This window comes from Rhizobacter sp. (genome assembly GCF_031412075.1).
GTDB lineage: Bacteria > Pseudomonadota > Gammaproteobacteria > Burkholderiales > Burkholderiaceae_C > Rhizobacter.
Genome location: NZ_JANOCG010000244.1, coordinates 1 through 12,264 on the forward strand (window position 1 = coordinate 1; position 12,264 = coordinate 12,264).

13 protein-coding genes and 1 pseudogene are annotated in these 12,264 nt (G+C 64.5%); all 14 read left to right on the plus strand.

The window, feature by feature from the left end; genetic code table 11:
• Nucleotides 1-397 (plus strand): uridine monophosphate kinase (locus RMO40_RS08570; RefSeq protein WP_489660129.1); only part of this gene is annotated, 397 nt, incomplete at its 5' end.
• 18 nt (nucleotides 398-415) lie between these two features.
• A complete protein-coding gene (gene frr / locus RMO40_RS08575) occupies nucleotides 416-976 on the plus strand; it encodes a ribosome recycling factor (protein ID WP_309719103.1) in 561 nt (186 codons plus the stop codon).
• A 47-nt stretch (nucleotides 977-1,023) separates the two neighbouring features.
• Nucleotides 1,024-1,755, plus strand: coding sequence for a polyprenyl diphosphate synthase (uppS, locus tag RMO40_RS08580; RefSeq protein ID WP_309719105.1), 732 nt, complete (start codon nucleotides 1,024-1,026; stop codon nucleotides 1,753-1,755).
• A 2-nt stretch (nucleotides 1,756-1,757) separates the two neighbouring features.
• On the plus strand, nucleotides 1,758-2,603 hold the full coding sequence (locus tag RMO40_RS08585) for a phosphatidate cytidylyltransferase (RefSeq protein WP_309719108.1): 846 nt from the start codon (nucleotides 1,758-1,760) through the stop codon (nucleotides 2,601-2,603).
• Nucleotides 2,604-2,608: 5 nt separating this feature from the next.
• A complete protein-coding gene (gene ispC, locus RMO40_RS08590) occupies nucleotides 2,609-3,814 on the plus strand; it encodes a 1-deoxy-D-xylulose-5-phosphate reductoisomerase (RefSeq protein ID WP_309719111.1) in 1,206 nt (401 codons plus the stop codon).
• A complete protein-coding gene (rseP, locus tag RMO40_RS08595) occupies nucleotides 3,811-5,184 on the plus strand; it encodes an RIP metalloprotease RseP (protein ID WP_309719114.1) in 1,374 nt (457 codons plus the stop codon). Before ispC ends, rseP begins: the two co-directional genes overlap by 4 nt.
• Nucleotides 5,185-5,191: 7 nt before the next feature.
• Nucleotides 5,192-7,513 carry an outer membrane protein assembly factor BamA gene (gene bamA / locus RMO40_RS08600; RefSeq protein ID WP_309719117.1) on the plus strand — a complete coding sequence of 774 codons (2,322 nt, stop codon included), beginning with the start codon at nucleotides 5,192-5,194 and terminating at the stop codon, nucleotides 7,511-7,513.
• Nucleotides 7,513-8,028: an OmpH/Skp family outer membrane protein gene (locus RMO40_RS08605; RefSeq protein WP_489660130.1), complete on the plus strand. Its 516-nt coding sequence runs from the start codon at nucleotides 7,513-7,515 to the stop codon at nucleotides 8,026-8,028. The genes bamA and RMO40_RS08605 overlap by 1 nt, the downstream gene beginning before the upstream one ends.
• A gap of 3 nt (nucleotides 8,029-8,031) precedes the next feature.
• The gene (gene lpxD, locus RMO40_RS08610; protein WP_309719120.1) at nucleotides 8,032-9,060 is read left to right on the plus strand and encodes a UDP-3-O-(3-hydroxymyristoyl)glucosamine N-acyltransferase; all 1,029 of its coding nucleotides are present in this window, start codon (nucleotides 8,032-8,034) and stop codon (nucleotides 9,058-9,060) included.
• Between the two features lie 2 nt (nucleotides 9,061-9,062).
• A complete protein-coding gene (gene fabZ / locus RMO40_RS08615; protein ID WP_309719121.1) occupies nucleotides 9,063-9,503 on the plus strand; it encodes a 3-hydroxyacyl-ACP dehydratase FabZ in 441 nt (146 codons plus the stop codon).
• 17 nt (nucleotides 9,504-9,520) lie between these two features.
• The gene (gene lpxA / locus RMO40_RS08620; RefSeq protein ID WP_309719124.1) at nucleotides 9,521-10,303 is read left to right on the plus strand and encodes an acyl-ACP--UDP-N-acetylglucosamine O-acyltransferase; all 783 of its coding nucleotides are present in this window, start codon (nucleotides 9,521-9,523) and stop codon (nucleotides 10,301-10,303) included.
• A gap of 16 nt (nucleotides 10,304-10,319) precedes the next feature.
• Entirely contained in the window at nucleotides 10,320-11,471 is a 1,152-nt protein-coding gene (lpxB, locus tag RMO40_RS08625; protein ID WP_309719127.1) for a lipid-A-disaccharide synthase, read from the plus strand.
• Nucleotides 11,443-12,066 (plus strand): ribonuclease HII, encoded by a 624-nt coding sequence (gene rnhB, locus RMO40_RS08630; protein ID WP_309719130.1) that lies wholly within the window; start codon nucleotides 11,443-11,445, stop codon nucleotides 12,064-12,066. The genes lpxB and rnhB overlap by 29 nt, the downstream gene beginning before the upstream one ends.
• Before the next feature lies 1 nt (nucleotide 12,067).
• A pseudogene (locus RMO40_RS08635) lies at nucleotides 12,068-12,264 on the plus strand (TrmH family RNA methyltransferase); the annotation flags it as partial.

The window sequence follows — 12,264 nt, forward strand, 5'->3', positions numbered from 1 at the left end:
CGAGCAGGTGGTCGAGCCCTATGTGCGCCCGAAGGCCTTGCAATACCTCGAAGAGGGCAAGGTGGTGGTGTTTGCGGCCGGCACCGGCAACCCCTTCTTCACCACCGACACGGCGGCTGCGCTGCGCGGCGCCGAAATCGGTGCCGAGATCGTGCTCAAGGCCACCAAGGTCGATGGTGTCTACACCGCCGACCCCAAGAAAGACCCGACGGCCACTCGCTACACGCGGGTGAGCTTTGATGAAGCCATCGCCCGCAACCTGCAGGTGCTGGATGCGACCGCCTTTGCGTTGTGCCGCGACCAGAAACTGCCGATCAAGGTGTTCAGCATCTTCAAGGAAGGCGCACTGAAACGCGTGGTGATGGGCGAGGACGAGGGCACGCTTGTCCACGTTTGATCTCTGGAGAGCAGCAACATGAGCATTGCAGACATCCGCAAGACGGCCGAAACCAAGATGGCCAAGTCGATCGAGTCGTTCAAAGGCGAATTGCAGAAGATTCGTACCGGCCGAGCCCACCCCGGCATCCTCGACCAGGTGCAGGTCGATTACTACGGCTCGATGGTGCCCATCAGCCAGGTGGCCAACGTGACACTGCTCGACGCGCGCACCATCAGCGTCCAGCCCTGGGAAATGGGCATGGGCCAAAAAATCGAAAAGGCCATTCGCGAGTCCGACCTCGGCCTCAACCCCGCGACACAAGGTGACCTGCTGCGTGTGCCGATGCCCGCGCTGAGCGAAGAGCGCCGCCGCGACCTGGCCAAAATCGTTCGCAACGCCGGTGAAGACGCCAAGATTGCCGTGCGCAACCTGCGCCGCGACGGCAACGACCAGGCCAAGAAGCTGCTGAAGGACAAGGAAATCACCGAAGACGACGAGCGCCGCTCGCTCGATGAGGTGCAAAAACTCACCGACCGCGTGATCGCTGAAATCGACCGCCTGATCTCGGCCAAGGAAGCGGAGATCATGGCCGTCTGATGCGGTCGCGATTTCCCACTTTCCCGCCGCTGAGCTGACCGCCGTTCGTGGACTCCGCCAACCGCATTCCGCGCCATGTGGCCATCGTCATGGATGGCAACGGCCGCTGGGCCAAGAAGCGCTTCATGCCGCGCTTCTTCGGCCACAAGCAGGGTGTCGATGCGCTCATGCGAACGGTGCGGGCCTGCGCCGACCGGGGCATCGAATACGTCACGGTGTTTGCGTTCTCGTCTGAGAACTGGAAGCGGCCTACCGAAGAGGTGTCGGGCCTGATGGGTCTGGTGCTGGTGACGGTGTCGAAGTACCTCACCAAGATGGTCGGTGAGGGTGTGCGGGTGCGCATCGTCGGCGACTTGTCGCAAGTGTCAGACCGTGTGCGTGCCGCGCTTGACGAGGCCGAACGCTCGACCCAGCACAACAGCCGCATCAACCTGTCGGTGGCTTTCAACTACGGAGGCCGTTGGGACGTGGTGCAGGCCTGCCGTCAAGCGATCGAGGCCGGCGTGTCGGCCGCATCGCTCGACGAGGCCACGCTGTCGCGCTTCATGGCGATGAACTTTGCACCCGACCCCGATCTTTTCATTCGCACCGGCGGCGAGGTGCGCATCAGCAACTTCCTTCTGTGGCAAGCCGCGTACTCCGAACTGGTCTTCAGCGACTGCCTGTGGCCCGACTTCGGCGAGAAGCAGCTCGATGAGGCACTGGCTGACTACGCCCGTCGCGACCGCCGCTTCGGGCTGGTGTCGTCCGCCGACCAGCGGCTGACCGCGAAGGCCTGAGCATGCTCAAACAACGGGTCATCACCGCGCTCGTGATGCTGGCTTTTCTGCTGCCGGCGCTGTTTGCGCCGATGGCCTGGCCGTTTGCATTGTTGATGTTGTTGATGGCGGGGGCTGCCGCCTGGGAATGGGGGCGGCTCAATTCGGCGTCGGGCACCGTTGCCGTGGTGATGGGCTTGCTGGTCGCCGCCGCTTGTGGCCTCGCGATGTGGGCCGGCTGGGTGCGCGTCGGGCCGAGCATCGCCTGGTGGGTGGCGTTCGGTGTCTGGGTGCTGGGTGGCGCGCTGGCACTGAAGGTCGGCCCGGGTGCGTGGCACACCGTGCCCCGCGCAGCGCGTTGGCTGTTGGGCGCCGCAGCGATCTGGACGGCCTGGCTGGCGCTGTCCAGCGCCAAGGTCACGGGCATCAATTTCATCCTCTCGGTCTTCTGCCTGGTCTGGGTGGCTGACATCGCGGCCTACTTCGGTGGCAAGGCCTTCGGGCGCCGCAAGCTGGCCTTGGCCATCAGCCCCGGCAAGAGCTGGGAAGGCGCCTGGAGCGGCATGTTGGGCGTGCAGCTGCTGGCCCTCGCGTGGATCTGGGCAGACAAGCACTGGAACTTGGCGCAGGTCGATTCGGCCAGCGTGTTCACCGTGTTGCTGAATCGTTTTGATGTGGCCGGGCTGGTGTTGATTCTGGTGTTTCTCAGTGCCATGAGCATCGTCGGCGATCTTGTCGAATCGCTGGTCAAGCGCAGCGCCGGTGCCAAAGACAGCAGCGGCCTGCTGCCCGGCCACGGTGGCGTGCTCGACCGGGTGGACGCGCTCCTGCCCGTGTTCCCCATCGCGATGGCCTTGAGCACACTTTAACGGCCATGGCTCACACCACCTTCACACGCCAGCGCGTTTGCATCCTCGGTTCGACCGGCAGCGTGGGCGCGAACACGCTCGACGTGATGTCGCGCCACCGTGATCGCTACGAGGTGTTCGCGTTGAGCGCACACAGCCGCGTCGACACCTTGCTGGCCCAGTGTGTGCAATGGAAGCCGCGCTTTGCCGTGATGCCGCAGCCCGCGCAGGCAAAGTTGTTGCGCGAAGGCTTGCGCGCGGCCGGCGTGCGCACTGAGGTGATGGAGGGTGCGCAGGCGCTCTCCTTGATCGCAGCCCATCCTGAGGTGGATGCCGTGATGGCGTCCATCGTCGGTGCGGCCGGCCTCGAGCCCTGCATGGCTGCGGCCCGGGCTGGCAAGCGGCTGCTGCTCGCTAACAAGGAAGCGCTGGTGGTTGGTGGTGCGCTGTTCATGCAGGCCGTGCGCGAGGGCGGGGCGACGCTGCTGCCAATCGACAGTGAACACTCGGCCATCTTTCAGTGCCTGCCCGAAGATCGCAGCACCTGGAGCGAGCGTATCGACCACATCGTGCTCACCGCGTCGGGTGGGCCGTTTCGCCAGCGCGACCCCGCCAGCCTGGCCAGCGTGACGCCCGACGAGGCTTGCGCCCACCCCAACTGGGTGATGGGTCGCAAGATCTCGGTCGACTCGGCCACGATGATGAACAAGGCGCTCGAAGTCATTGAAGCGCGCTGGCTGTTTGACCTCACGCCCGAGCAGATTTGCGTGGTCATTCACCCGCAAAGCATCATTCATTCGATGGTGGTGTGCCGAGATAACTCGGTACTGGCCCAACTGGGCACACCCGACATGCGGGTACCCATTGCCTACGGCTTGTCGTTCCCCGAGCGCATCGAGTCGGGAGCGTCGGCGCTTGATTTCACCCGCCTCGCCAGCCTGCATTTCGAGCCGGCCGACATGACGCGCTACCCGGGCCTTCAACTGGCCTGGGACACCTTGCGTGGAACTGAAGGCAGCACCGCTGTGTTGAACGCTGCCAACGAAGTGGCGGTGGCGGCGTTTCTGTCGGGAACCATCCGCTTCGATCAGATTCACAACGTCAATGCGCGCACGCTCGACACCGTCACTCCAACTGCAGACGCCTGCCGTTCGGTCGGTGGATTGCTCGAACTCGATGCGCAAGCGCGCCGTGCGGCCGAGCAGCTGGTGACCGGGCTGCGATCGACATGATCACCGTCCTGGCTTTCATCGTGACGCTGGGCGTGCTCATCGTCATCCACGAGTACGGCCACTACCGCGTGGCGGTGGCTTGCGGTGTCAAGGTTTTGCGCTTCTCGGTGGGGTTCGGCAAGGTGATCTGGCGCCGCCAGGCCACGCCCGACAGCACCGAGTTCGTGTTGTCAGCGCTCCCCTTGGGCGGCTACGTGCGCATGCTCGACGAGCGTGAGGGCCCGGTGGCGCCCCACGAGGTGTCGATGGCGTTCAACCGCAAGCCCTTGTGGCAGCGCGCGTCGGTGGTGGCGGCGGGTCCTGTGGCCAACCTGCTGCTCGCCGTTCTGTTGTACGCGGCGGCGCATTGGATTGGTGTGGATGAGCCCAAAGCCCGTTTCGGTGCGCCCGTGGCGGCCAGCCTGGCCGAGCGCGCCGGGCTGCGGGCAGGCGACTGGGTGCGCGCATATTCGATGGACGGTGCGCAGTGGCAAGACGTTCGTTCGATGACCGACTTGCGCTGGGAAGTCACCCAGGCGGTGTTGCAGGGCCAGCGGCTGCACCTGATGGTCAGCGACGGTGTGGGGCGCGGCCAACGAGCCGCCGTGCTGGAGCTCGATACGCTGGGCGCCAAGGACATCGACGCCAAGCTCATGCGCAGCATCGGCCTGGGCGCTCCCTACAGCGGCGACACCGCGGTGCTCGCCCGTGTGATGCCCGGTGGCGCCGGCGCCAAGGCCGGCCTGCGTGATGGTGATGTGGTGCGCAGCATTGACGGCGCGCCGGTGACTGACAGCGAGCAGTTGCGCAGCTTGATCCGCGAGAGCGCGGGGCGTGCGGCGCAGACCCCCATGCTGTGGCAAGTGGAACGCGAAGGGCGATTGCTCGACCTCGGCGTGCAACCCAGCGTCGTGACCGAGGGCGACAAACAAATCGGGCGTCTCGATGTGGCGCTTGGCAAGCCGCCGGAGATGGTGACCGTTCAATACGGCCCATGGGAAGGTTTTTCGCACGCCGTGTCGCGCACCTGGGAGGTCTCGACCCTTACCCTGCGCATGCTGGGTCGCATGTTGATCGGCGAGGCCTCGCTCAAGAACCTCAGCGGACCCTTGACGATCGCCGACTACGCGGGCCAATCGGTGCGCCTGGGCCTGGCCTACTACCTCGGTTTTCTGGCCGTGGTCAGCGTCGGTCTGGGGGTGCTCAACCTGCTGCCGCTGCCCGTCCTCGATGGTGGGCACCTGATGTATTATCTTTTCGAAGCGGTGACAGGGCAGCCCCCGTCAGATGCGTGGCTTGAGCGGCTGCAGCGTGGCGGAGTCGCCATCATGCTCATGATGACGTCGCTCGCTCTCTACAACGATGTGGCCCGCCTCCTGGGCCTGCAATAAAAACTGCATGCGCACTCTCCCTGTCTCGTCTCGCACCCGCTCTTCTTTCCTGCGCCCGACCGTCTTTTCGATCGCGCTTGCTGCGGCCTTGCACGCTGGTTCTGCTTGGGCCGTGACGCCCTTCGTCCTCAAGGACATCCGAGTCGAGGGCCTGCAGCGCTCTGATGCGGGCACGGTTTTCGCCTCGCTGCCGTTTCGCATCGGCGACACCTACAACGATGAGAAGGGCGCCGCCGCCTTGCGCGCGCTGTTTGCCACGGGCCTGTTCAAAGACGTTCGCGTCGAGGTCGATGGCGATGTGGTGGTGGTGATCGTCGACGAACGTTCGGTGATCGCGAACATCGACTTTGTCGGCCTGAAGGAGTTCGACAAGGATGTGCTCGTCAAGTCGCTCAAGGATTTCGGCATCGGCGAAGGTCTGCCCTTCGACAAGGCCCTGGCCGACCGCGCCGAGCAGGAACTCAAGCGCCAATACCTCACGCGCAGCCTGTACGCCGCAGAAGTGGTGACCACGGTCACGCCGCAAGAGCGCAACCGCGTCAACGTCACCTTCACCATCACCGAGGGTGGCGCATCTCACATCGGCGAGATCCGCATCCAGGGCAACAAGGCCTTCTCGGAGAGCACGCTCAAGGGTCTGTTCGACCTCAACGACGGTGGCTGGCTCAACTGGTACACCAAGGCCGACCGCTACTCGCGCTCCAAGCTCACCGCCGACCTGGAGGGGCTGCGCGCGTATTACCTGAACCGGGGCTACCTCGAGTTTTCGGTCGAGTCGACGCAGGTGGCCATCTCAGCTGATAAGCAAGACATCAGCATCACGGTGACCATCAACGAGGGCCAGCCGTACACCGTCACCGGGGTCAAACTCGAAGGCGATTACCTCGGCAAGGACGAAGACTTCAAGCGCCTGGTGACGATCCGTCCCGGCGAGGCCTACCGCGCAGAGTCGGTGGCCGAAACCACCAAGGCCTTCACCGACCGCTTCGGCACCTATGGTTATGCGTTTGCCCGCGTCGAGGCACGCCCCGAGATCGACCGTGCCACCGGCCAGGTGGTGGTGGCCTTGGTGGCCGACCCAGCACGCCGGGTCTACGTGCGCCGCATCAACGTGGCCGGCAACAGTCGCACCCGAGACGAAGTCGTGCGCCGAGAGTTTCGCCAGTTCGAGTCGTCGTGGTACGACGGCCAGCGAATCAAGCTGTCGCGTGATCGTGTTGACCGCCTCGGGTACTTCAAGGAAGTGAACATCGAGACCAACGAGGTTCCGGGCGCCCAAGACCAGGTCGACCTGACGATGACGGTGGTCGAGCGCCCCACGGGCAACCTTTCGCTGGGTGCCGGTTTTTCGAGCGCCGACAAACTCGCGCTGTCGGCCTCGGTGCGGCAAGACAACGTGTTCGGTACCGGCAACTACCTCGGCATCGACATCAACACCAGCAAGTCGGCTCGCACCCTGGTGGTGAGCGCCGTCGACCCCTACTTCACCATCGACGGCATCTCGCGTGCATTCGACGTCTTCTACCGCACGCAGAAGCCCATCAACAGCCAGGGCGAAGAGTACGAGCTGGTGACGCCGGGTGCGTCGGTTCGATTCGGCGTACCGTTCAGCGAATACGACACGGTGTTCTTCGGTGTGGGCTTCGAGCGCACCGAAATTCGCGGTGCGACGTCGGGCCTGCCGAACAACTATTTCATCCAGAAAGAAACCTTCGGTGCCAAGAGCAGCTCGGTGCCCATCACCATGGGCTGGACCCGTGATGGCCGCGACAGCGCCCTGGTGCCCAACGAAGGCCGCTACCAGCGTGTCAACGTGGAGTGGGGCGCTGCCGGCGACACACGCTACCTGCGCACCAACCTGCAGTACCAACAGTACTGGCCGCTGACCAAGAAGTACACCTTTGCCGTGAATGCCGAAGTGGGGCTGGGCAGGGGTTTGCTGGGTCGCCCTTACCCGATCTTCAAGAACTTCTACGGTGGAGGCCTCGGCACCGTGCGCGCCTTTGACCAAGGCACGCTCGGTCCCGTGGACGCCCTCGGCGGTTACACGGGGGGTACCAAGCGGCTCAACGTGAACAGCGAGTTGTACCTGCCTGTGCCCGGCGCCGGCAACGACCGTACCTTGCGCATCTTTGCCTACATGGACGCCGGCAATGTGTGGGGCGATCAGACGCCGAACTATGCCGATCCGCTGCGTGTTTCAGCGGGCCTGGGCCTGAGCTGGGTGTCGCCGGTGGGCCCCTTGAAGCTCAGCTATGGCAAGCCGATCCGGTTTGTCTCAACAGATAGAATTCAACGTCTGCAATTCCAGATCGGGACCGCGTTCTAATGAACAGCTCATTAATCAAGTCCATGGTGCTCGCCACCTGCCTGGCCTTGGCAGGGTGGAGCGCACAGGCTCAGGAACTGAAGATCGGCTACGTCAACAGCGACAAGGTGTTGCGTGATGCGCTGCCGGCTCGCGCCGCGTACACCAAGATCGAAGCCGAGTTCGGCAAGCGCGACAAAGAACTCACCGAGCTGGGTACACGGCTCAAGAGCGCGGCCGACAAGCTGGACAAGGAAGGCCCCACGCTGGGTGAATCAGAGCGGGTGCGCCGCCAGCGCGAGCTGGTCGATCAAGACCGCGAACTCCAGCGCAAACGCCGCGAATACCAGGAAGACCTGAACCAGCGTCGCAATGAAGAGCTGGCTTCGCTGGTGGACCGCGCCAACAAGATCATCAAGCAGATCGCCGACCAGGAAAAATACGACCTGATCGTGCAAGAAGTCATCTTTGCCAGCCCTCGCATCGACATCACCAAGAAGGTGATCGACGCCCTCAACGCCCAGGGCGGAAAGTGACCGGTGGCCGAGGCCACACTGGGTGACATCGCTGCCCACCTGGGTGGTGAACTGATCGGTGACCCGGGTCTGCTCATCACCCGCATCGGCCCGCTCGAAGGCGCAACACCTTCGACCATCTCGTTTCTCGCCAACCCCAAATACCAAGCGCAGCTGGCTTCGTCGCAGGCAGGCTGCGTGATCGTGGGCCCCGCGATGCGAGAGGTCGCTGCGGCGCGTGGCGCAGCGTTGGTGGTGCCGGATGCCTACCTCGGTTTTGCGCGCCTCACTCAGTGGTGGGCCGCGCGTACTCGCCCGCCCGCTGCAGTGGGGGTGCACCCCAGCGCCGTGGTGGACCCGAGTGCCTCCATCGCTGCAAACGCCAGCATTGGCCCCTTTGCCGTGATCGAAGCCGATGTGCTCATCGGTGATGGCGCGGTGATCGGCGCCCAGTCATTTGTCGGGCGAGGCGCCAGCATCGGCAAAGCCACCCGACTCTCGGCGCGTGTGACGCTCGGCTACGGTTGCCACATCGGCGAGCGCGGCATCGTGCACAGCGGCGTCGTGATCGGTGCCGACGGCTTCGGGTTTGCGCCCAGCGCCGAGGGCGCCGTGAAGATCGAGCAGCTGGGTGGCGTGCACATCGGCAACGACGTCGAGATCGGCGCCAACACCTGCATCGACCGTGGCGCGCTGGAAGACACCGTGCTTGAAGACGGCGTCAAGCTCGACAACCTCGTGCAAATCGGCCACAACGTGCGTGTGGGCGCCCATACCGCGATGGCCGGGTGTGTGGGTGTGGCAGGCAGCGCCGTCATCGGCTCGCGTTGTTTCCTGGGTGGGGGTGCGATCGTGCTGGGGCACCTGAAGCTGGCCGACGGGGTGAACATCTCGGCCGCCAGCGTGGTCACGCGCTCGATTCACCAAGCCGGCACCTACAGCGGCGTGTTCCCCATCGACGACAATGCCTCTTGGGAAAAAAATGCGGCCACGCTGCGCAACTTGCACGCACTGCGAGAGCGCCTGCGGGCCCTTGAAAAGAAGACGACCTGACCATGATGGACATCCACCAGATTCTCAAGAAGTTGCCGCACCGCTATCCCATCTTGCTGGTGGATCGTGTGATCTCGCTCGAGAAGAACAAATACATCAAGGCGTTGAAAAACGTCAGCATCAACGAGCCGTATTTCAACGGTCACTTCCCGCACCGCCCGGTGATGCCGGGTGTGCTGATGCTCGAAGCGCTGGCGCAGGCGGCGGCCATCCTCGCCATCGAGACGCTCGGGATCACCCTCGACGACCAGACGGTGTTCTATTTCGCCGGGATCGATGCGGCGCGCTTCAAGCGGCCGGTGGAGCCGGGCGACCAGCTCACGCTCGACGTCACGCTCGAGCGCATGAAGGCGGGTGTGTGCAAGTTCAAGGCGCGTGCCCTCGTCGGTGAAGAGTTGGCCGTCGAGGCCGAACTGACCTGCACGATGCGCCGAATTGCCTGACCCACGAGGCTCGCAGCATGGCCAGCATCCACCCGACCGCCATCGTCGACCCCCAGGCCGAACTCGCCGATTCGGTGAGCGTGGGCCCCTATGCCGTGATCGGCCCGCAGGTGCGGGTGGGCGAGGGCACGACCATCGGCGCACATTGTGTGATCGAAGGCCGCACGACGATCGGCCGCGACAACCGCATCTATCAGTTCAACTCGATCGGTGCCATGCCGCAAGACATGTCGCACGCCGGCGAGGTGACCGAGCTGGTGATCGGTGACCGCAACACCATCCGCGAGTTCTGCACCTTCAACACCGGCACCTTCAAGGAGCAGGGCGTCACCCGCATCGGCAGCGACAACTGGATCATGGCCTACGTGCACATTGCGCACGACGTGCAACTGGGCAGCCATACCGTGCTGGCCAACAACGCCACGCTGGCCGGCCATGTGCACGTCGGCGATTGGGCCGTGATCGGCGGCCTGACGGGCGTGCACCAGTTCGTGCACGTTGGGGCGCACGCGATGATCGGCTTCCAGGGGCACGTGGCCCAAGACGTGGCACCGTTCATGACCGCCGATGGCAGCCCGCTCGCCGTACGGGCGGTCAACCTCACCGGGCTGAAGCGCCGCGGTTTCAGCGAAGAGCGGCAGCGTGCCATCCGGCAGATGCACAAGCTGATCTTTCGCAACAGCCTGACGCTGGAGCAGGCCAAGACCGAGATCGAGTCCTTGCGCGGCCAGGGCGCCGACGAAGACATCCAGACCATACAGGACTTCCTCGCCGCCTCGACCCGCGGTCTGGTGCGCTGAGCGGCATGGTGCGGAGATGAGTGAGGTGACGGCCGCCCCTCGCCTGGCGATGGTGGCCGGCGAGGCCTCTGGCGATCTGCTGGCGGGCCTGCTGCTCGGTGGCTTGAAAACGCGCTGGCCTGAGCTGAGTTCATTCGGCATCGGCGGCCCCAAGATGGCTGCCCACGGGTTCAACGCCTGGTGGCCGCACGAGAAGCTGGCCGTGCGTGGTTATGTGGAGGTGCTGCGCCATTACCGCGAGCTGCTGGGCATCCGCAATCAGCTGGGGGATCGTTTGCTGCGCGAGCGGCCCGACGCCTTCATCGGTGTGGACGCCCCCGACTTCAACCTCGGCCTGGAAACGCGCCTCAAGGCGCAAGGCCTCAAGACCATCCATTTCATCAGCCCGTCGATCTGGGCCTGGCGCGGCAAGCGCATCGAGAAGATCCGTGCGGCGGCCGACCATGTGTTGTGCATCTTCCCGTTCGAGCCGGCGATCTATGCGAAGCACGGCATTGCGGCCAGCTACGTTGGCCACCCGTTGGCCGATGCCATTCCGCTGGAGGTGCCGCGTGAGGCGAGCCGCCAGAAACTGGGCCTCGCGGCCGATGTGCAGGTGGTGGCCTTGTTGCCCGGCAGCCGGCGCTCCGAGATCGAGTACATCGCGCCTCGGCTGTTGGCTGCGGCCGAGCTGATGAAACGTGAGCGGCCCAGCCTGCGTTTCATCTTGCCGGTGGTGCCAGGCCTGCGGGCCCTGGTCGAGCCGATGCTGGCCCAGCATGCCCCAACGGCGCAGGTCACTCTGCTCAACGGCCAGTCGCACGAAGCGCTCGCCGCCTGCGACGTGACACTGATTGCGAGCGGCACCGCCACGCTGGAGGCTGCTCTGTTCAAACGCCCCATGGTCATCGCCTATTCGATGAACTGGCTCAGTTGGCAGCTGATGAAACGCATGGCTTACCAGCCGTGGGTGGGCTTGCCCAACATCCTGCTGGGCGAGTTTGCGGTGCCCGAGCTGCTGCAGGAAAACGCTTCGCCGAAAAAACTGGCGCAGGCCGCATTCAACTGGTTGGACAATCGCGAGGCCTGCGCCGCCCTTGGCGAACGTTTCCACACCCTGCACCAGCAACTGCGCTGCAACACCGCCCAAGCTGCCACCGATGCCATCGAGAAAATCCTCAACGCCTGAGCAACTGGGCCTGCACTTCGATGCCATCGGTTTGATCGCCGGCGTTGACGAGGCCGGCCGCGGCCCGCTTGCGGGGCCGGTGGTGGCCGCGGCAGTGATCCTCGACGATCTGAAGCCGATCAAGGGCTTGAAAGACTCCAAGAAGTTGTCGCCCGCCCAGCGCGAACGGCTTTACGACGAGATCCGCGCCAAGGCCTTGTGCTGCGCCGTCGCCGAAGCCTCGGTGGAAGAGATCGATTCGCTCAACATCCTGCAAGCCACCATGCTGGCCATGCGCCGTGCGGTGGAGGGCTTGCGCCTGAAACCAGGCAAGGTGCTGGTCGATGGCAACCGCCTGCCGGTGCTGAAGATCGCGGCTGAAGCCATCGTGAAGGGTGACGCCAAGGTGAAGGCGATCTCTGCGGCGTCCATCCTCGCCAAGGTCTACCGCGACCGCCTTTGCTTGGCCTTGCACGAGCAACATCCGCTGTACGGATTCGATGGGCACAAGGGTTACCCGACACCCGAGCACCTGGCGGCCTTGCGCGAGCACGGTGCCTGCTCGCAGCACCGTCGCTCTTTCGGCCCGGTGCGTGAGGCGCTGGGGGGCGGCTGAGTTGGCCACGGTCAAGGCGATCAGTTCACGCGACAACCCTCTGCTGGTGCGGCTGCGCAAGCTGGCAGCCGACCCTGGCGCGTACCGCAAGCTCGGCGAGGTATGGATCGAAGGCGACCACCTCTGCTCGGCCTTTTTGCATCGCGGTGGCCATGTTCCGCAGGCGGTCATCACCGAAGCCGCCTGGGAGCAGCCGTC